General features: G+C 59.9%; 18 protein-coding genes. 7 read left to right on the plus strand and 11 right to left on the minus strand.

What is annotated here, in order from left to right; translation table 11 throughout:
* Positions 1 to 14: 14 nt before the first annotated feature.
* The 7 genes from RHP74_RS13090 to gloB form a co-directional block, all read right to left on the minus strand.
* Positions 15 to 1,625, minus strand: a complete 1,611-nt coding sequence (locus tag RHP74_RS13090; protein ID WP_145310167.1) for an ABC transporter ATP-binding protein — start codon at positions 1,623 to 1,625, stop codon at positions 15 to 17.
* Position 1,626: 1 nt separating this feature from the next.
* Complete coding sequence (locus RHP74_RS13095) at positions 1,627 to 2,646, minus strand: ABC transporter permease (RefSeq protein WP_010459784.1); 1,020 nt, start codon at positions 2,644 to 2,646, stop codon at positions 1,627 to 1,629.
* A gap of 1 nt (position 2,647) precedes the next feature.
* On the minus strand, positions 2,648 to 3,721 hold the full coding sequence (locus RHP74_RS13100; RefSeq protein WP_010459785.1) for a microcin C ABC transporter permease YejB: 1,074 nt from the start codon (positions 3,719 to 3,721) through the stop codon (positions 2,648 to 2,650).
* A gap of 4 nt (positions 3,722 to 3,725) precedes the next feature.
* Positions 3,726 to 5,567, minus strand: a complete 1,842-nt coding sequence (locus RHP74_RS13105) for an extracellular solute-binding protein (RefSeq protein WP_311099827.1) — start codon at positions 5,565 to 5,567, stop codon at positions 3,726 to 3,728.
* On the minus strand, positions 5,564 to 7,372 hold the full coding sequence (locus RHP74_RS13110; protein WP_370655179.1) for an extracellular solute-binding protein: 1,809 nt from the start codon (positions 7,370 to 7,372) through the stop codon (positions 5,564 to 5,566). The genes RHP74_RS13105 and RHP74_RS13110 overlap by 4 nt, the downstream gene beginning before the upstream one ends.
* Positions 7,373 to 7,734: 362 nt before the next feature.
* Positions 7,735 to 9,189 carry a transglycosylase SLT domain-containing protein gene (locus tag RHP74_RS13115; protein ID WP_010459791.1) on the minus strand — a complete coding sequence of 485 codons (1,455 nt, stop codon included), beginning with the start codon at positions 9,187 to 9,189 and terminating at the stop codon, positions 7,735 to 7,737.
* Between the two features lie 99 nt (positions 9,190 to 9,288).
* Positions 9,289 to 10,056 (minus strand): hydroxyacylglutathione hydrolase, encoded by a 768-nt coding sequence (gloB, locus tag RHP74_RS13120; protein ID WP_145310159.1) that lies wholly within the window; start codon positions 10,054 to 10,056, stop codon positions 9,289 to 9,291.
* 65 nt (positions 10,057 to 10,121) lie between these two features.
* Here gloB and RHP74_RS13125 point away from each other — a divergent pair, with 65 nt between their 5' ends.
* Together RHP74_RS13125 and rnhA are read left to right on the plus strand one after the other, a co-directional pair.
* Positions 10,122 to 10,880 (plus strand): class I SAM-dependent methyltransferase, encoded by a 759-nt coding sequence (locus RHP74_RS13125; protein ID WP_010459795.1) that lies wholly within the window; start codon positions 10,122 to 10,124, stop codon positions 10,878 to 10,880.
* A gap of 92 nt (positions 10,881 to 10,972) precedes the next feature.
* On the plus strand, positions 10,973 to 11,425 hold the full coding sequence (gene rnhA / locus RHP74_RS13130) for a ribonuclease HI (protein ID WP_008152099.1): 453 nt from the start codon (positions 10,973 to 10,975) through the stop codon (positions 11,423 to 11,425).
* A 138-nt stretch (positions 11,426 to 11,563) separates the two neighbouring features.
* Here rnhA and RHP74_RS13135 read toward each other — a convergent pair whose 3' ends face one another.
* Complete coding sequence (locus RHP74_RS13135; RefSeq protein WP_049870729.1) at positions 11,564 to 11,866, minus strand: DUF2388 domain-containing protein; 303 nt, start codon at positions 11,864 to 11,866, stop codon at positions 11,564 to 11,566.
* Positions 11,867 to 12,056: 190 nt separating this feature from the next.
* Between RHP74_RS13135 and dnaQ the strand changes: the two genes are divergently transcribed.
* The 3 genes from dnaQ (at position 12,057) to RHP74_RS13150 (ending at position 15,903) form a co-directional block, all read left to right on the plus strand.
* Positions 12,057 to 12,815: a DNA polymerase III subunit epsilon gene (gene dnaQ / locus RHP74_RS13140; RefSeq protein WP_010459800.1), complete on the plus strand. Its 759-nt coding sequence runs from the start codon at positions 12,057 to 12,059 to the stop codon at positions 12,813 to 12,815.
* A 203-nt stretch (positions 12,816 to 13,018) separates the two neighbouring features.
* Positions 13,019 to 15,274 carry an Orn/Lys/Arg decarboxylase N-terminal domain-containing protein gene (locus RHP74_RS13145; RefSeq protein WP_172790823.1) on the plus strand — a complete coding sequence of 752 codons (2,256 nt, stop codon included), beginning with the start codon at positions 13,019 to 13,021 and terminating at the stop codon, positions 15,272 to 15,274.
* Positions 15,275 to 15,288: 14 nt separating this feature from the next.
* Positions 15,289 to 15,903: a GNAT family N-acetyltransferase gene (locus tag RHP74_RS13150; protein WP_010459805.1), complete on the plus strand. Its 615-nt coding sequence runs from the start codon at positions 15,289 to 15,291 to the stop codon at positions 15,901 to 15,903.
* Here RHP74_RS13150 and RHP74_RS13155 read toward each other — a convergent pair.
* Positions 15,869 to 16,762, minus strand: a complete 894-nt coding sequence (locus tag RHP74_RS13155; RefSeq protein WP_010459807.1) for a LysR substrate-binding domain-containing protein — start codon at positions 16,760 to 16,762, stop codon at positions 15,869 to 15,871. The genes RHP74_RS13150 and RHP74_RS13155 overlap by 35 nt on opposite strands.
* Positions 16,763 to 16,850: 88 nt before the next feature.
* The gene (locus RHP74_RS13160; protein WP_311099841.1) at positions 16,851 to 17,111 is read right to left on the minus strand and encodes a hypothetical protein; all 261 of its coding nucleotides are present in this window, start codon (positions 17,109 to 17,111) and stop codon (positions 16,851 to 16,853) included.
* A gap of 175 nt (positions 17,112 to 17,286) precedes the next feature.
* Between RHP74_RS13160 and RHP74_RS13165 the strand changes: the two genes are divergently transcribed.
* Both RHP74_RS13165 and RHP74_RS13170 read left to right on the plus strand, forming a co-directional pair.
* A complete protein-coding gene (locus RHP74_RS13165; protein ID WP_010459811.1) occupies positions 17,287 to 17,847 on the plus strand; it encodes an NADPH-dependent FMN reductase in 561 nt (186 codons plus the stop codon).
* A 112-nt stretch (positions 17,848 to 17,959) separates the two neighbouring features.
* Positions 17,960 to 19,243 carry an arsenic transporter gene (locus RHP74_RS13170; protein WP_010459813.1) on the plus strand — a complete coding sequence of 428 codons (1,284 nt, stop codon included), beginning with the start codon at positions 17,960 to 17,962 and terminating at the stop codon, positions 19,241 to 19,243.
* Positions 19,244 to 19,373: 130 nt separating this feature from the next.
* Here RHP74_RS13170 and RHP74_RS13175 read toward each other — a convergent pair whose 3' ends face one another.
* Positions 19,374 to 20,324, minus strand: coding sequence for a DUF1853 family protein (locus RHP74_RS13175; RefSeq protein WP_311099845.1), 951 nt, complete (start codon positions 20,322 to 20,324; stop codon positions 19,374 to 19,376).
* Positions 20,325 to 20,371: the final 47 nt, after the last annotated feature.

Consider the following 20,371-nt stretch of genomic DNA (forward strand, 5'->3'; position numbering starts at 1 on the left):
TCCTCTCTTTCAGGTTATTGCGCAGTGGCCGGAGCCAGGAAAGCGGCTTCCAGCAACTGCTGTGTATACGGATGTTGGGGGGCGGCAAAGATACTTTGCGCGTCTCCCTGTTCGACCACTTGGCCCTGCTTGACCACCATCAGCTGGTGGCTCAGCGCCTTGACGACAGCCAGGTCATGGCTGATAAACAGATACGTCAGGTTGTACTTGGTTTGCAGTGAGCGCAGCAGCTCCACCACTTGGCGTTGCACGGTGCGGTCGAGGGCCGATGTCGGCTCGTCCAGCAAAATCAACGCCGGTTTTAGCACTAATGCCCGGGCAATGGCGATTCTCTGCCGCTGCCCACCGGAAAATTCGTGGGGGTAGCGGTTCCGGGTTTCCGGGTCCAGGCCTACCTCCTTCAATGCCGCAATAATCGCTTGTTCCTGTTCCGCCTCGGTGCCCATCTTGTGGATCCGCAGGCCTTCGCCGACGATCTGGCTCACGCACATCCGTGGGCTCAGGCTGCCAAACGGGTCCTGAAACACCACCTGCATCTCCCGGCGCAACGGCCGAACCTCGGCCTGCGTAAGGCAGTCTAGCTGCTTGCCTTCAAACCGGATGGCGCCTTTGCTGCCGATCAGCCGCAAAATCGCCAAACCCAGTGTCGACTTGCCCGAACCGCTTTCTCCCACAATCCCCAGGGTCTGGCCCTGAGGCAGGCTGAAATTGATCCCGTCCACCGCTTTGATGTGGTCAACGGTCTTTTTCAGAAAGCCTTTCTTGATCGGGAACCAGACTTTCAGGTCCTCGACCTGCAGCAGCGGCGGGCCAATCACGTTGGTCGCAGGCGTCCCGCTGGGCTCCGCTGCCAGCAGTTCCCGAGTGTACGGATGCTGCGGCGCGCGGAACAACTCTTCGCACGATGCCTGTTCGACGATGCAACCGCGCTGCATGACACATACGCGATGCGCAATTCTTCGTACAAGGTTCAAATCGTGACTGATCAGTAGCAAGGCCATGCCCAGGCGGGCCTGCAATTCCTTGAGCAGTTCGAGGATTTTCAGCTGAACGGTCACGTCCAGCGCGGTGGTTGGCTCGTCGGCAATCAGCAGTTCCGGCTCGTTGGCCAGGGCCATGGCAATCATCACCCGCTGGCGCTGGCCACCGGACAACTCGTGGGGTAAAGCCTTGAGGCGCTTGTGCGGTTCAGGAATGCCGACCATTTCCAGCAATTCCAGGGTGCGCCTGGTCGCCACTTTGCCGACAAGGCCCTTGTGAATACCCAGCACCTCGTTGATCTGCTTCTCGATCGAGTGCAGCGGATTGAGCGAGGTCATCGGTTCCTGGAAGATCATCGCGATCCGGTTGCCGCGGATGTGGCGGATGGTTTTCTCTTTCAGACTCAGCAGGTCTTGCCCGGCATACTCGATGGTCCCGGACGGATGCCGGGCGAGCGGGTAGGGCAGCAGTCGCAGGATCGAATGTGCGGTCACCGATTTGCCTGAGCCGCTTTCGCCAACCAGGGCCAGGGTTTCGCCGCGCTTGATGTCGAAGCTGACGCCTTCCACCACCCGCTGGCAGTGATCGCCGACGACGAATTCGACGGCCAGGTCGCGCACTTCGATCAGATTGTCCTGATTCATTTCACTTCCTCGGGTCGAAGGCATCGCGAGCGGACTCGCCGATGAACACCAGCAAACTCAACATCAATGCCAACACGGCAAACGCGCTCATGCCCAGCCACGGTGCTTGCAGGTTGGATTTGCCCTGGGCCACCAGTTCACCCAGGGACGGCGCACCCGGTGGCAACCCGAAGCCCAGGAAGTCGAGGGCGGTCAGGGTGCCGATGGCTCCGGTCAAAATGAACGGCATGAAGGTCATGGTCGAAACCATGGCGTTGGGCAGGATGTGGCGGAACATGATCGCGCCATTCTGCATCCCCAGCGCCCGGGCCGCGCGCACATATTCCAGGTTACGCCCGCGCAGGAACTCGGCGCGCACCACGTCCACCAGGCTCATCCACGAGAACAGCAGCATGATGCCCAGCAGCCACCAGAAGTTCGGCTGCACGAAACTGGCGAGAATGATCAGCAAATACAACACCGGCAGCCCGGACCAGATTTCCAGGAAACGCTGCCCGGCCAGATCCACCCAGCCGCCATAGAACCCCTGCAAGGCCCCGGCGATCACGCCGATGATCGAGCTGAGAATGGTCAGGGTCAGGGCAAACAGTACCGAAATGCGGAAGCCGTAAATCACCCGCGCCAACACATCGCGGCCCTGATCGTCGGTGCCCAGCAGGTTGTCGGCCGAAGGTGGCGCCGGCGCCGGGACTTTCAGATCGTAATTGATGCTTTGGTAGCTGTAAGGGATCGGCGCCCACAGCACCCAGGCATCCTTGGCCTTGAGCAATTCACGGATGTACGGGCTCTTGTAGTTGGCCTCCAGCGGAAATTCGCCGCCGAACGCGGTTTCCGGGTAGCGCTTGAGCGCCGGGAAATACCAGCCGTTGTCGTAATGCACCACCAGCGGTTTGTCGTTGGCAATCAGTTCGGCGCCGAGGCTCAGGCCGAACAGCACCAGAAACAGCCACAGCGACCACCAGCCACGCTTGTTGGCCTTGAACAGTTCGAAACGCCGGCGATTGAGCGGGGACAGATTCATCTCAATGCTCCCGGCTTTCGAAATCGATGCGCGGATCGACAAAGGTGTACGTCAAATCGCCAATCAGTTTCACCACCAGCCCCAGCAACGTGAAGATAAACAGCGTGCCGAACACCACCGGGTAATCGCGGTTGATCGCTGCTTCGAAACTCATCAAACCGAGACCGTCCAGGGAGAAGATCACTTCCACCAGCAGCGAGCCGGTGAAGAAGATCCCGATAAACGCCGACGGGAAGCCGGCGATCACCAGCAGCATCGCATTGCGGAACACATGACCGTAAAGCACACGGTGATTGGTCAGGCCCTTGGCCTTGGCAGTGACCACGTACTGCTTGTTGATTTCGTCGAGGAAGCTGTTTTTGGTCAGCAGGGTCATGGTCGCGAAGTTGCCGATCACCAGCGCGGTCACCGGCAATGCCAGGTGCCAGAAGTAATCGAGAATCTTGCCGCCAGTGCTCAGCTCATCAAAGTTGTTCGACGTCAGTCCCCTGAGCGGAAACCAGTCCAGGTAGCTGCCGCCGGCAAACACCACGATCAGCAGGATCGCAAACAGGAACGCCGGGATCGCATAACCGACGATAATCAGCGAACTGGTCCAGACGTCAAAGTGGCTGCCGTGTCGCGTTGCCTTGGCGATCCCCAGCGGGATCGACACCAGGTACATGATCAGCGTGCTCCACAGCCCGAGCGAGATCGACACCGGCATCTTTTCCTTGATCAGGTCGATGACCTTGGCGTCGCGGAAGAAACTGTCGCCGAAGTCCAGGGTGGCGTAGTTCTTGATCATGATCCACAAGCGTTCCGGCGCCGATTTGTCGAAGCCGTACATGTGCTCGATTTCCTTGACCAGCATCGGGTCCAGGCCCTGCGCGCCGCGATAGGCCGAGCCGGCCACCGAGACTTCGGCACCGCCGCCGGCAATGCGGCTGGTGGCGCCTTCGAAGCCTTCGAGCTTGGCGATCATCTGCTCCACCGGCCCACCGGGGGCGGCCTGGATGATCACGAAGTTGATCAGCAGAATGCCGAGCAAGGTCGGGATGATCAGCAGCAGTCGCCGAAAAATATACGCCAGCATCTGATTACTCCGTGCCCGCAGGGTCGGCTTGCAGTTTGGTTTCGACTTCTACCGCAGGTTTCGCATCAGGCTTGACCCACCAGGTAGTGGTGCCGATGTCGTACTTGGGAGAGACTTTCGGGCGAGCGATGTGGTTCCAGTACGCCACGCGCCAGGTTTTGATGTGCCAGTTGGGGATCACGTAATAGCCCCATTGCAGCACGCGGTCCAGTGCCCGGGCATGAGCCACCAGGCTTTTGCGCGAATCGGCGTTGATCAGTTGTTCGACCAGTTGATCGACCACCGGGTCCTTGAGGCCCATGGAATTGCGGCTGCCGGGTTTGTCGGCCGCGGCGGACATCCAGAACTCGCGCTGCTCGTTGCCCGGCGAGTTGGATTGCGGGAAGCTGCCGACGATCATGTCGAAGTCCCGTGAACGCACGCGGTTGATGTACTGCGAGACATCGACCCGACGGATCACCAGGTCAATGCCCAGGTCGCTGAGGTTGCGCTTGAACGGCAGCAGCACGCGTTCGAATTCGGTCTGGGCCAACAGGAACTCGATGGTCACCGGTTTGCCGTTGGCGTCGACCATCTTGTCGTCGACGATCCGCCAGCCCGCCTCTTGCAGCAGTTGGTAGGCTTTGCGCTGCTGGGCGCGGATCATGCCGCTGGCGTCGGTCATCGGGTTCTGGAACGCTTCGCTGAATACCTGCTCGGGGATCTTGCCGCGGAACGGACTCAAAATTTCAAGCTGATCGGCGTCGGGCAGGCCGGTCGCGGCCATTTCCGAGTTTTCGAAGAAACTGCGGGTACGCACGTAGGCGCCGTTGAACAGTTGCTTGTTGGTCCATTCAAAGTCCAGCAGCAACGTAAATGCCTGGCGCACGCGCACGTCCTGGAACACCGGACGGCGCAGGTTGAACACAAAGCCTTGCATGCCGGTCGGGTTGCCGTTCGGGATCTGTTCCTTGTTCAATCGGCCTTCGGTGACCGCCGGGATGTTGTAGGCGTTCGCCCAGTTCTTCGCGCTCATTTCCAGCCAGTAATCGAACTGCCCCGCCTTGAGGGCTTCCAGCGCCACCGTGTTGTCGCGGTAGTAATCGGTGGTCATCACGTCGAAATTGTAGAAGCCACGGTTGGCCGGCAGGTCCTTGCCCCAGTAATCCTTGACCCGCTCGTAGCGGATCGAACGCCCGGCCTTCACTTCGGTCACCTTGTAGGGGCCGCTGCCCAACGGTATTTCGAGGTTGCCTTTGTTGAAATCACGATTGGCCCACCAGTGTTTGGGCAACACTGGCAACTGGCCGAGGATCAGCGGCAGTTCGCGGTTGTTGTTGTGCTTGAACTTGAACAGCACGGTGAGCGGGTCTTCGGCGACCGCTTCCTCGACATCGCTGTAGTAACCGCGATAGAGCGGGGCGCCTTCTTTGGTCAGCATCTGGAAACTGAACACCACGTCTTCGGCGCGCATCGGATGGCCGTCGTGGAAGCGCGCTTCAGGACGCAGGTAGAAGCGCACCCAGCTGTTGTCCGGGGCTTTCTCGATCTTGCCGGCGACCAGTCCGTATTCAGTGAACGGCTCGTCCAGGCCCTGTTTGGCCAGGGTGTCGTAGATCATGCCGATGTCGTCGGCCGGTACGCCTTTGCTGATGAACGGGTTGAGGCTGTCGAAGCCGCCGAACCCGGCCTGGCGAAAGATTCCGCCTTTGGGGGCGTCGGGGTTCACGTAGTCGAAATGCTTGAAGTCGGCCGGATATTTCGGCGGCTCGTTGTACAGGGTCACGGCGTGTTGCGGGGCGGCGCAGGCCAGCCCGGCGAACAGCAGACCGCTGGCCTGCATCAGCAGTGCGCATAGGGGCTTCATCGATCTTTCTCCGAAGATTTCAGCCACCACGCGGAGAGGCCCAGGGTATAGGGCGGCGTGGTGACGAAGGCGAACCGGTTGCGGTAGGCCAGGCGGTGATAATTGAGGTACCAGTTGGGAATCATGTAGTGCTGCCACAACAAGACCCGGTCCAGGGCTTTGCCGGCGGCCACTTGTTCGTCGCGGGTTTGCGCGGCGAGCAATTGTTCGAGCAGGTGATCGACCACCGGGTTGGCGATGCCGGCGTAGTTTTTACTGCCCTTGACCCCGACCTGGCCGGAATGGAAATACTGCCATTGCTCCAGGCCCGGGCTGAGGGTCTGGTTGAGCGTCATCAGGATCATGTCGAAATCGAACTGATCGAGGCGTTGTTTGTACTGCGCGCGATCCACTGTGCGCAGCCGCGCATCGATGCCAATGTTGGCGAGGTTCTCGACGTAAGGCTGAAGGATGCGCTCCAGGTTCGGGTTGACCAGCAGGATCTCGAGCTTGAGCGGTTGGCCTTTGGCGTTCTCGATCCGTTGTCCATTCAGCTTCCACCCGGCCTCGGCGAGCAGCGCCAGGGCCTTGCGCATGGTTTCCCGAGGGATGCCGCGTCCGTCGGTCTTTGGCAGGCTGAACGGCTCGGTGAGGAGCTTGGCGGGCAATTGCTCGCGATAGGGCTTGAGCAACAGCCATTCATGACCGACCGGCAGGCCCGTGGCGGAGAATTCGCTGTTGGGGTAGTAACTCATGGCGCGCTTGTAGGCGCCGCTGAACAGCGTGCGGTTGGTCCACTCGAAGTCGAACATCAGCCCCATGGCTTCACGGACTTTGGTCTCGGAGAAGATCGGGCGCCGGCTGTTCATGAACAGACCCTGAGTCTGGGTCGGGATCTGGTGCGGGATCTGCGCCTTGATCACGTCTCCACGGCGCACGGCCGGGAAGTTGTAACCGTTTTCCCAGTTCTTCGCCTGGTGCTCGATGTAAATGTCGAATTCGCCGGCCTTGAAGGCTTCGAACGCCACATCGCTGTCGCGGTAGAACTCGACTTCCATGCGGTCGACGTTGTACTTGCCACGATTGACCGGAAGGTCCTTGCCCCAGTAATCCTTGACCCGCTCGAAAATGATCTGGCGTCCTGGCGTCACCGAGGTGATGCGATAAGGCCCGCTGCCCAGCGGTGGTTCGAAGGTTGTAGCCTTGAAGTCGCGACCTTTCCAGTAATGCTGCGGCAGCACCGGCAATTCGCCCAGGCGCAGGATCTGCAACGGATTGCCGGCCCGCTTGAAGACGAATCGAATGCGCTGCGGGTTGAGGATGTCGACCCGCAACACTTCCTGAAGGCTGGTGCGGTACTGCGGGTGACCTTCCTTGAGCAGCAAGCGATAGGAAAAGGCCACGTCGTAGGCGGTAATCGGCGTGCCGTCGTGAAAGCGCGCTTCGGGGCGCAGGTTGAACACCACCCAACTGCGGTCCTCGCTGTACTCCACCGATTGCGCGATCAAGCCATAACTGGAGGTCGGCTCATCGCCGGACGGCGCGTATTGACCGGTGCCGACCATCAGCGGTTCGTTGAGCTCGTTGATGCCGTATTGCAGGAAATTGGCGGTGGAAACCGGGCTTGAGCCCTTGAATGTGTAAGGGTTGAGCGTATCGAAGGTGCCAAACGCCATCACCCGCAACGTACCGCCCTTGGGCGCTTGCGGGTTGACCCAGTCGAAGTGGGTAAATCTGGCCGGGTACTTGAGCGTGCCGAACTGCGCATAACCATGGCTTTCGCTGATCGTCGCGCTTGCGGTGGAGCTCAAGGCCAGGCTGATCAGGAAGAGGAGGAGGGGACGCTTCAAGTCAGAGATCCGATCCAGGCGGCTTGGGCTTTGTGGGCCGTACAGTAACAGCTTGTATCGACAGGAAAAAGACAGGGGGTTAATGCGCTGTTAATTGCCGAGGTGACGATGCGGCAGGTGCTGTGCCTGTGGCGAGGGAGCTTGCTCCCGCTGGGCTGCGAAGCGGCCCCAAAACCTGAAAATTTTTATAATTTCTGACACACCGCATGTTCAGGGTTTACGACTGCTTCGCAGCCGAGCGGGAGCAAGCGCCCTCGCCACAGTTCCCATGCATCCCCCGATTCCAGCAGAGCTCAAATTGCAGGCGAAAAAAAGCCCCTGGATTCAGGGGCTCGTTTTTAGCGCGGCGAAGAAACTGTCAGCATCTGCCCAGGCTTGAGCGCCTGGCCAACACGCGGATTCCAGCGCTTGAGGTGCTGCATTTCAACGTTGAAGCGTTTGGCGACCATGTATAGCGAATCGCCTTGCTTGACCTTGTATTGGGTCTGCGGCTTCTGTTTGTCGGCTTTGCTGTTGGTCTTGCTGTTCGCCGCCACAACGGTGTTGACGCGACCGCCGCTACGTTTGGCAGTGTCCTGCATCACCAGGGTCTGGCCGACCTTGAGGTTCTTGCCGGTCATCTTGTTCCAGCGCTGCAGGTCCTTGACGGCGACCTTGTTCGCCTTGGCGATGGCGGCCAGGTTGTCGCCGCGTTTGACGCGGTAGGCACGTTTCAGGCTGGCGACTTCGGATTCATCGGCGCCTTCGAAGACCGGCTTGAGCGACTTCTTGCTGATCAACTCTTCAGGACGCATGGTCGAGAGGCTGGCGGTCAGCAACTGCGCCTTGGACGTTGGCACGAGCAAATGCTGGGGGCCGTCGATGGTGGTGCGCTGTTTGAAGGCCGGGTTGAGCTGGAACAACTCGTCTTCGTCGATGTTGGCCACCGCGGCAACCTTGGACAGGTCCATGCGCTGGTTGATTTCGACGACCTGGAAGTAAGGTTCGTTGGCGATCGGGTTGAGGTTCACGCCGTAGGCTTCGGGGGCCAGCACAACCTGGGACAAGGCCAGCAGCTTGGGCACGTAAGCCTGGGTTTCGGCTGGCAGCGGCAGGTTCCAGTAATCGGTCGGCAGGCCCAGCTTCTCGTTGCGCTCGATGGCACGGCTGACCGTACCTTCACCGGCGTTGTAGGCCGCCAGAGCCAGCAACCAGTCACCGTTGAACATGTCGTGCAGGCGGGTCAGGTAATCCATGGCCGCAGTGGTCGAGGCGGTGATGTCGCGACGACCATCATAGAAGCGGGTCTGACGCAGGTTGAAGTAACGGCCGGTGGAAGGAATGAATTGCCAAAGGCCCACCGCATTGGCCCGGGAGTAGGCCATCGGGTTGTAGGCGCTTTCAATCACTGGCAGCAGCGCCAGTTCCAGCGGCATGTTGCGTTCTTCAAGGCGTTCGACGATGTAGTGAATGTAGAGGCTGCCGCGTTCACCGGCGTTTTCAAGGAAGGACGGGTTGCTGGCGAACCACAGGCGCTGTTGCTCGATGCGCGGGTTGACGCCCAGGTTGTCCTGCAACTGGAAACCCTGGCGCATGCGCTCCCAGACATCCTGTGGAATTTGCGGAGTCGGCTTTTCGCTGAGCCAGATAGGTTTCTGCTTGGCGCGAGCGGCGATGTTCGGAGTGTGTGTCGCTTCGGTCTGCGGCACATGGCTGGAACAGCCCGCCAGAGTGGCGGACACAGCCACCGCTATGGCTTGAGCCAAGCGGGTCAATGCGTCTGAATTGATGGCTTTACGAATAGATGACGACATTGGCTGGAAGTAAGTTCCGGGCAAAAATGTCGGGCGATTCTAGAAAGCGCACCCTCTGCGGTCAACCATTCAGAATTTTTGTACCAACGGGGCGGCGACTTAGAACTTATCTTTCCAAGCCCGAAGAGCAGCAAAGACCGCACTCGGAGACCGGTTTTGGGTTCCATTCCGTTCGTCCACTTTTTCTTTAACGGATGTTTCGTCGACACGCAAAAAGGGGTTGGTCAGTTTTTCAAGCGCCAGAGTAGAGGGCAGCGTCATGATTCCGGCAGCACGTTGCTCGGTAACTTTTTCCAGACGTGCGGCGGTGTCAGGATTGCCGGGTTCGACCGCTGCGGCAAATTTCAGATTGCTCAGGGTGTATTCGTGGGTGCAATAGACCAGCGTATCTTCCGGCAGCTCAGCGAGGCGGCTCAGCGAGGTGTGCATCTGCTCGGGCGTGCCTTCAAACAAGCGCCCGCAACCGGCGGCGAAAAGGGTGTCGCCGCAGAACAGCAGGCCGTGGTGATAATAGGCAATATGCCCCAGGGTGTGTCCGGGAACCGCATAGACGTCGAAGTCCCAGCCCAGCACGCTGACACGGTCGTTGTCCTTGAGCGCCACGTCTCGCGCCGGGATGGTTTCGCTGGCCGGGCCGTAGACTTTCGCGTCTGTCGCTTTTTTCAGCTGCTCGACACCGCCGACATGATCATGATGATGGTGAGTGATCAGGATGTCGCTCAATACCCAACCCTTATGCGCCGCCAGCCATGCTTGCACGGGCGCGGCATCACCCGGATCGACCACGGCGCAGCGCTGGGTGTTGTGGTCCTGTAACAACCAGATGTAGTTGTCGGTGAAGGCGGGCAGGGCACTGATCTGTATCATCGTCGGATTCGCCAAGCTGAAAACAATGGCGCATCTTAGAACTTCCTGGCGCGTTGGAGAATGCAATGACCGATAAAGCGTTCGCTCAGGCCGATCCTGAGTGGCTGAATTTGATCAGCGCGGCCCGTGAATGGCTGTCCGGGCCCATCGGGCAATTTCTGTTGGACGAAGAGCGGCGCATGCTTGAAGACGAGCTGGGCCGCTTCTTCGGTGGCTATCTGGTGCATTACGGCCCGTCGGCCCAGACACCGCCGTCGGCACCCCAGGTTCAGCGTAATGTGCGACTTGGCGCGCCGTTGCCGGGGGTCGAGATCGTCTGCGAAGAGCAGGCATGGCCGTTGAGCGAGCATGCCGCTGATGTGGTGGTGATGCAGCACGGCCTGGATTTCTGCCTGTCGCCCCACGGCTTGCTGCGTGAAGCCGCGAGCAGCGTGCGGCCCGGCGGGCATCTGCTGATCATCGGGATCAACCCCTGGAGCAGCTGGGGCTTGCGCCATGTGTTCGCTCACGACGGCTTGCGCAAGGCGCGCTGCATCTCACCGTCGCGGGTCGGCGACTGGCTGAATCTGCTGGGCTTCGCGCTGGAGAAACGCCGCTTCGGGTGCTATCGTCCGCCGCTTGCGTCACCCGCCTGGCAGGCTCGCCTGGCCGGTTGGGAGCGCAAGGCCGGAGACTGGCAACTGTCGGGCGGCGGCTTCTATTTATTGGTGGCGCGCAAGATCGTTGTTGGCCTGCGACCCGTCCGTCAGGAGCGGCGCGAACCGATGGGCAAGCTGATTCCATTGCCGATGGCCAAGGTCAACCGTCGTAACATCGAGCCGTAATACACTCTTTATTTTCCCGGCCGGGTTCGCCCCGGCCTCGGGCATCGTCGGTCACTGATCGGCGAGCCACCGCATTTTCTGGATAGATTGGCATGAGCGATAGCGTAGAACTCTTCACCGACGGCGCCTGCAAAGGCAACCCTGGCCCTGGCGGCTGGGGCGCGTTGCTGGTGTGCAAAGGCATTGAAAAGGAGCTGTGGGGCGGCGAAGCCAACACCACCAACAACCGCATGGAGCTGATGGGCGCGATTCGTGGCCTGGAAGAACTCAAGCGCTCCTGCGACGTGCTGCTGGTGACCGACTCCCAGTACGTGATGAAAGGCATCAACGAGTGGATGGACAACTGGAAGAAGCGCGGCTGGAAAACGGCGGCGAAGGAACCGGTCAAAAACGCTGACCTCTGGAAACTGCTGGATGAGCAGGTCAACCGCCACAACGTCACCTGGAAATGGGTACGCGGGCACATCGGCCACCATGGCAACGAACGGGCTGACCAACTGGCCAACCGTGGCGTGGATGAAGTGCGCGGGTACAAGCAGGCTTGATCGGTAGTGCCGCCCTTCGCGAGCACTGTCTGCCGGAGAACCATGCAGGAGCGAGGCTTGCCCGCGAAGAAAGCGCCGCGGTGTAACTGAGAGACCGGGTTATCGTTCTTCGCGAGCAAGCTTCGCTCCTCCAGGGTGTCACAGCATCAAGATCGCGGTGGCCAGTTGTTGGTCTGAATACGGTTCGTTGACCACCCCGCGAATCCGCAAAAACGCCGCCTGGATCCGCGCCCCGCGAATCACCCCCTCGCTCGCCACAAACGCTGCCGCATCATCCTTGGCCGCCAGTACGATCTTGTCGTCGCTGAATGAGCCACTGGTGCCTTTGGTGGAGCTCATCGTCAGACTGACGGTGACGTCTGTGCTGATGACAAAACTGGTGGCGTGGGCGCCGGAACCCAGCAAACAGGTACTCAATAAAACCAGCCGTGCAGTCTTCATGACGATTTCAAACCTTGGGTAAGCAAGGGGTGCACGCTAGCAATCCATCGGTTTCCAGACTTTATGAACATTGCTAATGATTGTTAAAAACTGCATGAGCGCCCGTCACCTGGCAGTGCGCGCGCCGGATCCCGCGAGCGTGTTAACATCGCCGCTTTTGCACGATTGACCCGTTGAGAGCTGAGCACTGATGGCCACCAGATCCGTTGTACTCGATACCGAAACCACCGGCATGCCGGTGACCGACGGCCACCGGATTATCGAAATCGGTTGTGTCGAGTTGATCGGTCGGCGCCTGACGGGCCGGCATTTCCACGTTTACCTGCAACCGGATCGCGAGAGTGACGAAGGCGCCATCGGCGTCCACGGCATTACCAACGAATTCCTGGTGGGCAAACCGCGTTTCACTGAAGTGGCCGATGAGTTTTTCGAATTCATCAAAGGCGCGCAGCTGATCATCCATAACGCGGCGTTCGACGTTGGCTTCATCAACAACGAATTCGCCCTGATGGGCCAGCACGACCGTGCGGACATCACGCAACACTGCTCGATCCTCGACACCCTGATGATGGCCCGGGAACGTCACCCGGGGCAGCGCAACAGCCTCGATGCGTTGTGCAAACGTTATGGCGTCGACAACTCCGGTCGTGAACTTCACGGCGCCTTGCTCGACTCCGAGATCCTCGCCGACGTTTACCTGACCATGACCGGCGGCCAGACCAGCCTGTCACTGGCCGGTAATGCGTCCGACGGCAACGGTTCCGGCGAAGGCGCTGACAACTCCGCCACCGAAATCCGCCGCTTGCCGGCCGACCGCCAGCCGACCCGGATCATCCCCGCCAGCGAAGATGACCTGGCCCGGCACGTGGCACGCCTGGAAGCCATCGCCAAGTCCGCCGGCGCCCCGTCGCTGTGGCAGCAGTTGGTCGAGGCCAAGGCGCAGGCTTGAGGCGAATCAGATGTAACAGGGCTTTTGTGGTGAGGGAGCTTCCTTGCCACAAGTAGTCCTGCTGAATGTTGGAGAGTTGATGGCCACATGATGGTGCACTCATTGACCCGCTTCAGGGCATCGTCGCTCGCCACATCCGCTTCAACCCTCTACCCTGAGCATATTGGCAGGCCACGGTCTGCAGCCTCAGGACACTGAGCCTCATGTATAAAGATTTGAAATTCCCGGTCTTGATCGTGCATCGCGACATCAAGGCCGACACCGTCGCCGGTGATCGCGTGCGTGGCATCGCCCGGGAACTGGAGCAGGAAGGCTTCAGCATCGTTTCGGCGGTGGACTACACCGAAGGGCGGCTGGTCGCTTCGACCCATCACGGCCTTTCCTGCATGTTGATCGCCGCCGAAGACGCCAGCGTCCACTCTCATTTGTTACACAATATGGCCGAGCTGATCGGCCTGGCGCGAGTGCGGGCGCCGGACTTGCCGATCTTTGCGCTGGGCGAACAGGTCACGCTGGAAAACGCCCCGGCCGATGCCATGGCCGAACTCAATCAACTGCGCGGCATTCTCTATCTGTTCGAAGACACCGTGCCCTTTCTGGCGCGGCAAGTGGCCCGGGCGGCCCGTAAATACCTGGATGGTTTGCTTCCGCCGTTTTTCAAGGCGCTGGTGCAACACACCGCCGATTCCAACTATTCCTGGCACACACCCGGCCATGGCGGTGGCGTGGCGTATCACAAAAGCCCGGTGGGGCAGGCGTTTCACCAGTTTTTCGGGGAAAACACCCTGCGCTCGGACTTGTCGGTGTCGGTGCCGGAACTGGGTTCCTTGCTCGATCACACCGGCCCGCTCGCCGAAGCGGAAGCCAGGGCTGCGCGCAATTTCGGCGCCGATCACACCTTTTTCGTGATCAATGGCACCTCGACTGCCAACAAGATCGTCTGGCATTCGATGGTCGCTCGCGATGACCTGGTGCTGGTGGACCGCAACTGCCACAAGTCGGTACTGCACTCGATCATCATGACCGGCGCGATTCCGTTGTACCTGTGCCCGGAGCGCAATGAACTGGGGATCATCGGACCGATTCCGCTGAGCGAGTTCAGCCGCGAATCGATTCAGGCAAAGATCGACGCCAGCCCGCTGACCCAGGGGCGTGAGCTCAAGGTCAAGTTGGCCGTGGTGACCAATTCGACCTACGATGGCCTTTGCTACAACGCCGAACTGATCAAGCAGAGCCTGGGCAACAGCGTCGAGGTCCTGCATTTCGACGAGGCCTGGTACGCCTACGCGGCGTTCCACGAGTTTTTCGCCGGTCGTTATGGCATGGGCACGTCCCGTAGCGAAGACAGCCCGCTGGTATTCACCACGCATTCCACACACAAACTGTTGGCCGCGTTCAGCCAGGCCTCGATGATTCATGTCCAGGACGGAGGTGCGCGGCAACTGGATCGCGATCGCTTCAATGAAGCATTCATGATGCACATCTCGACGTCGCCGCAGTACAGCATCATCGCTTCGCTGGACGTGGCATCGGCGATGATGGAAGGCCCGGCCGGGCGTTCGCTGTTGCAGGAAATGTTCGACGAAGCCCTGAGTTTTCGCCGGGCGCTGGCCAATCTGCGCCAGCACATCGCTGCGGACGACTGGTGGTTTTCCATCTGGCAGCCACCGTCGGTGGAAGGCATCGAGCGCGTGGTCACCGAAGACTGGCTGCTGCAACCCGACGCCGACTGGCATGGCTTTGGTGGGGTGACTGACGATTACGTGTTGCTTGATCCGATCAAAGTCACCTTGGTGATGCCTGGCCTGACGGCGGGCGGTGCGCTGAGCGAACGCGGGATTCCGGCGGCCGTGGTCAGCAAGTTCCTTTGGGAGCGCGGACTGGTGGTCGAGAAGACCGGCCTCTATTCATTCCTGGTGCTGTTCTCGATGGGCATCACCAAGGGCAAATGGAGCACGTTGCTGACCGAATTATTGGAGTTCAAGCGCAGTTACGACGCCAATGTCAGTCTGGCGTCGTGCCTGCCATGCGTGGCGCAACAGAACGTCGCGCGTTATCAGGGCATGGGTTTGCGGGATTTGTGCGATCAACTGCACGCCTGTTATCGCAGCAATGCCACGGCCAAACACCTCAAGCGCATGTACACCGTGTTGCCGGAAATCGCCATGAAGCCGGCTGACGCCTATGATCATTTGGTGCGGGGAGAGGTGGAGGCAGTGTCGATTGATGCCCTGGAAGGGCGAATTGCCGCGGTGATGCTGGTGCCGTACCCACCCGGCATCCCGCTGATCATGCCGGGGGAGCGGTTCACCGAGTCGACCCGGTCGATCATCGATTACCTGTCGTTTGCTCGCACGTTTGACAGCAGCTTCCCCGGGTTTGTCGTTGATGTGCACGGACTGCAACACGAAGACGAGGGCAATGGACGGCATTACACCGTCGATTGCATCAAGGAATGAGGACCTTTCCCAGCATGCAACCGATCATGAATCCCAAATACCCAGGTCTCTCGGTGCGTGTCGCCGATGAGGGATTTGCGCCCTATATCTGGGGCAGCGATTTCAGTTTTGAAGTCGCGGCCTATGGTGCAGCTGAAATCGGCAAACCGGTGGAGCAGTGGCGGGTCACGCCGATCACCCCTTATCGAAAGTGCTACGGGATTGATCCCGAGGAGTTCAGCAGTTTTCGCGATGCCGCCGACAGTGCGGTGTTCATGGCCTATCTCGATGACGAGCCCGTCGGCCATCTGGTGGTCAGCACCAACTGGAACGGCTTTGCCCATATCGACGAGTTGGCCGTGCATGCGCCAGCGCGCCGTCACGGTGTGGCCAAGGCGTTGCTGGATGTGGCGCAGTTCTGGAGTCGCAAGAAGAAGTTGCCGGGCATCATGCTCGAAACCCAGAACAACAATCTGGGCGCCTGTCGACTCTATGAGCGCTGTGGTTTCGTGATAGGCGGGATCGATCATCTGCGTTATCGCGGCATCGACCCGAACACCGCCGAAGTCGCGCTGTTCTGGTATCGCCTGTTCGATAATCCGCTGGAAAACCCGCTCAGCTCGACAACATCGCCACGGCTTGTTCCGTGAGGATGTCCAGCAGCACCTGAACGGCGGGCATGGGCTCGCCGTTCTTCAGGGTCAGGGCATAGAGGCTGATCGGCACCGCAGGCGCCAAGGGGCAGGCATCCAGGCCGCTCGACTTGGCCCCAAGGGCGGTGAAGGGGTCGACAATCGCCAGGCCTTCGCCGGCCTCGACCATGCTGCGCATCATCTGATGAGTTTGCACCCGCGTCTGGATGACCGGGGCAGGGCGCAAGGCATGCAATTTGTTATCGAGCGCCGGGCTTAGCGGATCATGACCTTCCAGACCAACCATCGACTGGCCAGCCAGATCCTGCAACGAAATGTACTTCTGTTTCGGTTGCAGCCAGCCATGGGGCGCCAACAGCTGGAGCTTGCCTTGGGCAATCACTTGGCAATAGATGTCGGCGTGGTCGGGATCGTGCAGGCTCAGCCCCAGATCGCTTTCACGCAGCAGCAGGCTTCTGACGATCTCGCGGGTGGGTTGGCTCAGCAGGGTGCAAGCCGCATCGGGAAGGCGTCGGCGCAGGGCGGCGATGCTGTGGGGCAATAACTGCTGGGCCAGTGGCGGGGTGCAGATGATGCGCAGCGGGTGCGCCTGATACTGCTTGAGGCTGCTGGCCAGGCGCTGGACCGGTTCAAGCGCGTCATACACGCGGGCGATTTCAACCTGCAGCTCCCGCGCCTCGCGCGTCGCCTGCAAACGTCCACGCACGCTGGAAAACAGCATGAATCCCAGCTGATCCTCGGCGTCGCGCAAAATGCCTTCGACCTCGGCCACCGGCAACTGCAGCCATTCGGCGGCGGTGCCCAGATGACCGGTCTGCAAGAGCGCGTGGATCACTTCGATATGACGTAAACGCATGCGTGAAGTCCATGTTCAGCAGGTGAGGGAGTCAGTGACTGAATCCTAACTCAAGTGCGCGCATATGACTTCGGCTCATAACGCGGGGTTATGAGGCAGCGGTGATTTCCGGCCGGCTGCCGACATAGGTGTCGGGCTCGCGCACGATGGTGATTTTCGATTGCACCAGCTGAAACTGGTTGTCGTCGAGCTTATCGACGCGATCGCCAATAGCCAGTTTGTAGGTGGTCACAGGCGCCGAGCCAGTGAGGCCGTCATGCGAGGGGGTGGATTCCTGGAACTCATGCACGGAATAAACGCGGCCTTCCGCGTCTCTTGCATGGAACTGACCGACGAGTACTGCTGCCATCTGCTTAGAACCTCTGGAGATAAATCACTCAATTTGCGGTTCTGTAGACCGTGGTTAAGCGAAGTAAGTTTTCCTACAGGAAAAAAATAGTCAGGGGCGGTGAATTCAACAGCCCACTGGGTGAATCGTCATCTATAACTACAAGTCTTTCCCATCGAACAGTCGAGAGTCTTCAATGAGCAACGTCTACACGATCGCCGTACTGGTCGGCAGCTTGAGAAAGGAATCAATCAACCGCAAGGTTGCGCTGGCCCTGGCCGACCTGGCGCCTGCCAATCTCAAGCTCACCATCGTCGAAATCGGCGATCTGGCGCTCTACAACGAAGACATTGACGGGACTTCACCGCCGGCAGCCTACAGCACTTTCCGACAACAAGTGAGTTCATCCGACGCAGTGCTGTTCGTCACCCCTGAATACAACCGCTCGGTGCCGGCACCGCTGAAGAATGCGATTGACGTGGGATCGCGTCCCTATGGCAAGAGCGCCTGGAGCGGCAAGCCAGGAGCGGTGATCAGCGTTTCGCCGGGGGCTGTCGGCGGGTTTGGGGCCAACCATCACTTGCGTCAGTCAATGGTGTTTCTGGACGTGCCGTGCATGCAGCAGCCGGAAGCCTATCTGGGGGGCGCAGGTTCGGCGTTCGATGAGTCGGGCCAATTGTCCGAATCGGTGAGGCCGTTCTTGCAGAATTTCATCAATGCGTATGGCAAATGGGTCGAGCAGCATAAGAAAGAGTGACCTGAACGCAACACATCCCCTGTAGCAGCTGCCGGGTTGTTCAGTCTTTGCTTTACTGCATATTCGGAATTCCATATATTCACGCCTCGTTTTTCCAGAGGCGTGTACCCGCATGCTTATAGCGTCGCTGATTTTCCTGCTGACCATCACCCTGGTGATCTGGCAACCCAAAGGCCTGGGGGTTGGCTGGAGTGCGACATTTGGCGCCGTGCTGGCGCTGATTTTCGGGGTGGTGCACCTGGCTGATATCCCGATTGTGTGGCAGATCATCTGGAACGCCACCGGCACCTTCGTGGCGCTGATCATCATCAGTCTGTTGCTGGATGAGGCGGGATTCTTTGCCTGGGCAGCCTTGCATGTGGCCCGTTGGGGAAAGGGCAGCGGGCGCAAACTCTTCGCTTATATGGTGCTGCTCGGGGCGCTGGTGTCGGCGTTGTTCGCCAATGACGGTGCGGCGCTGATTCTCACCCCGATCGTGATTTCCATGCTGCTGGCGCTGCGCTTTTCCCCGGCGGCGACGTTGGCATTCGTGATGGGCGCCGGGTTCATCGCCGATACCGCGAGCCTGCCGTTGGTGGTGTCGAACCTGGTGAACATCGTTTCGGCGGACTACTTCGATATCACCTTCAACCGCTATGCGGCGGTGATGATTCCGGTCAACTTCGTCAGCGTCGCCGCCACGCTGGCGATGTTGATGTGGTTTTTTCGTCGTGACATCCCCAAGGCTTACGACCCCGAGCAACTGGAACATCCGTCGACGGCGATCCATGACAAGGCGACGTTTTATGCCGGTTGGGCAGTGCTGGCCATCCTGTTGATCGGCTGCTTCGCCCTTGAGCCGCTGGGCATTCCGATCAGCGCCATTTCCGCTGTCTGTGCCGCGTTGCTGCTGGCCATCGCCGCCCGTGGCCACAAGATCTCCACGCGCAAGGTGATGAAAGAAGCGCCGTGGCAGATCGTGATTTTCTCGTTGGGCATGTACCTGGTGGTCTATGGCCTGCGCAATGCCGGGCTCACCGGGTATCTGGCGGGGTGGCTGGACGGGTTCGCACAGTACGGCGTTTGGGGCGCGGCGATGGGCACGGGCGTGCTGACCGCGCTGTTGTCGTCGATGATGAACAACTTGCCGACGGTGTTGATTGGTTTGCTGTCGATCGATGCCAGCCAGGCCACGGGAGTGGTCAAGGAAGCGATGATTTATGCCAACGTCATTGGCAGCGACCTGGGGCCGAAAATCACGCCGATTGGCAGTCTGGCGACGTTGTTGTGGTTGCATGTGCTGCAACGCAAGAACATTCAGATCGGCTGGGGGTACTACTTCAAGGTCGGGGTGGTGTTGACGGTGCCGGTGTTGTTGGTGACGTTGGCGGCTTTGGCTTTGCGGTTATCCATTTAGAACGGGGTGGCTTCTTCGCGGGCAAGCCTCGCTCCTACAGGATTTATGACGAATGCAAATTCAGCGAACGATACAAAACCTGTAGAAGCGAGGCTTGCCCGCGAAGGGGCCAACCCAGGCACTACAAATCTCAACCACTGCCCGGCACATTCGGCCAAAGATCCGCCACCAGAAACAATCGCTCCGCTTCCTCCCAATCCCCATCCGCGTTCTCGATCAGGCGCACCATCAACTGCGCCGGGGCCAATGGCTCCAGGTCACTGAGCCATGCGTCCAGCTGCCCGGTGTTCCAGGTCTGTTCCGCCGGGTAATGCGCCGGCGCCAGCCACGCATGGCGGGGCAGGGGTTGCCAGCGGCCGAACGGGCGCTGCACGACAAAGTCCGCCCAGTCTTTCTGATGCAGCCAGCTGCCGCGCAGATGCTGTGGATGGGCACCGTGGGGGGGCTCGGCTTGTCCTGGCCACGGATACAGCAGATAACCGCCCAGCCACAGATGCGCGCTGAACTGCTGAATATCCAGCGCCGCCAGCACCTCGCGACTCTCGGGGCGGGCGGAAATCGGCAGTTGGTGTTGCGTCAGATGCGCCAGTTTGCGGTCCAGACGATCATGACAACCTGGTCCGAGCCACTGCGCCGTGTCCTGTCCGTCACCATTCTGCGGCCCCAGATACAGCTTGATCGCCAGTTCCAGATGATGCACGCCGTCGCGATCGCGCAACAGCATGTCCAGCTCGCCCAAAGTGTGGCCTTCGCGGCGGATCGGCATGTTGGCGGCAATCAACTCGATACCCGGCGCATGGCGCACGGCGTATTGCCACAAGCGTTCGTAATACAGGCCCAGTCGCCGGGTCCTGGCCTGCGCCAGCCAGTGCAGCAAGTCGTAACTGTCACGGTCGAGTTGCTTCAGCCAGCGTTCCAGCTGCTCAGGTGCCTGCACCCAGTCGCTGCCGGCCAGCGGATGGCGTTGCGGCCACGGAGCGGTGTCGAGCATCGGCGGCGCGAGGATGACCCAGGCAAGGTCGCGCACTTCGGGGTGGCGCAACTGGTGGGGTAACTGGAGCAAATCGGGAAATAGGATCATCTTGCGAGCATAGCCCTAAACATGAGTACACCCTTGTGGCTGAAAGG

This window comes from Pseudomonas sp. SG20052 (assembly GCF_031766055.1).
GTDB lineage: Bacteria > Pseudomonadota > Gammaproteobacteria > Pseudomonadales > Pseudomonadaceae > Aquipseudomonas > Aquipseudomonas mandelii.

Bases quoted from the DNA above. Each gene is read 5' to 3' on its own strand.
- RHP74_RS13090 (WP_145310167.1), bottom strand. From the start codon at position 1,625: ATGAATCAGGACAATCTGATCGAAGTGCGCGACCTGGCCGTCGAATTC.
- RHP74_RS13095 (WP_010459784.1), bottom strand. From the start codon at position 2,646: ATGAATCTGTCCCCGCTCAATCGCCGGCGTTTCGAACTGTTCAAGGCC.
- RHP74_RS13100 (WP_010459785.1), bottom strand. From the start codon at position 3,721: ATGCTGGCGTATATTTTTCGGCGACTGCTGCTGATCATCCCGACCTTG.
- RHP74_RS13105 (WP_311099827.1), bottom strand. From the start codon at position 5,567: ATGAAGCCCCTATGCGCACTGCTGATGCAGGCCAGCGGTCTGCTGTTC.
- RHP74_RS13115 (WP_010459791.1), bottom strand. From the start codon at position 9,189: ATGTCGTCATCTATTCGTAAAGCCATCAATTCAGACGCATTGACCCGC.
- gloB (WP_145310159.1), bottom strand. From the start codon at position 10,056: ATGATACAGATCAGTGCCCTGCCCGCCTTCACCGACAACTACATCTGG.
- RHP74_RS13125 (WP_010459795.1), top strand. From the start codon at position 10,122: ATGACCGATAAAGCGTTCGCTCAGGCCGATCCTGAGTGGCTGAATTTG.
- rnhA (WP_008152099.1), top strand. From the start codon at position 10,973: ATGAGCGATAGCGTAGAACTCTTCACCGACGGCGCCTGCAAAGGCAAC.
- RHP74_RS13135 (WP_049870729.1), bottom strand. From the start codon at position 11,866: ATGAAGACTGCACGGCTGGTTTTATTGAGTACCTGTTTGCTGGGTTCC.
- dnaQ (WP_010459800.1), top strand. From the start codon at position 12,057: ATGGCCACCAGATCCGTTGTACTCGATACCGAAACCACCGGCATGCCG.
- RHP74_RS13145 (WP_172790823.1), top strand. From the start codon at position 13,019: ATGTATAAAGATTTGAAATTCCCGGTCTTGATCGTGCATCGCGACATC.
- RHP74_RS13150 (WP_010459805.1), top strand. From the start codon at position 15,289: ATGCAACCGATCATGAATCCCAAATACCCAGGTCTCTCGGTGCGTGTC.
- RHP74_RS13155 (WP_010459807.1), bottom strand. From the start codon at position 16,762: ATGCGTTTACGTCATATCGAAGTGATCCACGCGCTCTTGCAGACCGGT.
- RHP74_RS13160 (WP_311099841.1), bottom strand. From the start codon at position 17,111: ATGGCAGCAGTACTCGTCGGTCAGTTCCATGCAAGAGACGCGGAAGGC.
- RHP74_RS13165 (WP_010459811.1), top strand. From the start codon at position 17,287: ATGAGCAACGTCTACACGATCGCCGTACTGGTCGGCAGCTTGAGAAAG.
- RHP74_RS13170 (WP_010459813.1), top strand. From the start codon at position 17,960: ATGCTTATAGCGTCGCTGATTTTCCTGCTGACCATCACCCTGGTGATC.
- RHP74_RS13175 (WP_311099845.1), bottom strand. From the start codon at position 20,324: ATGATCCTATTTCCCGATTTGCTCCAGTTACCCCACCAGTTGCGCCAC.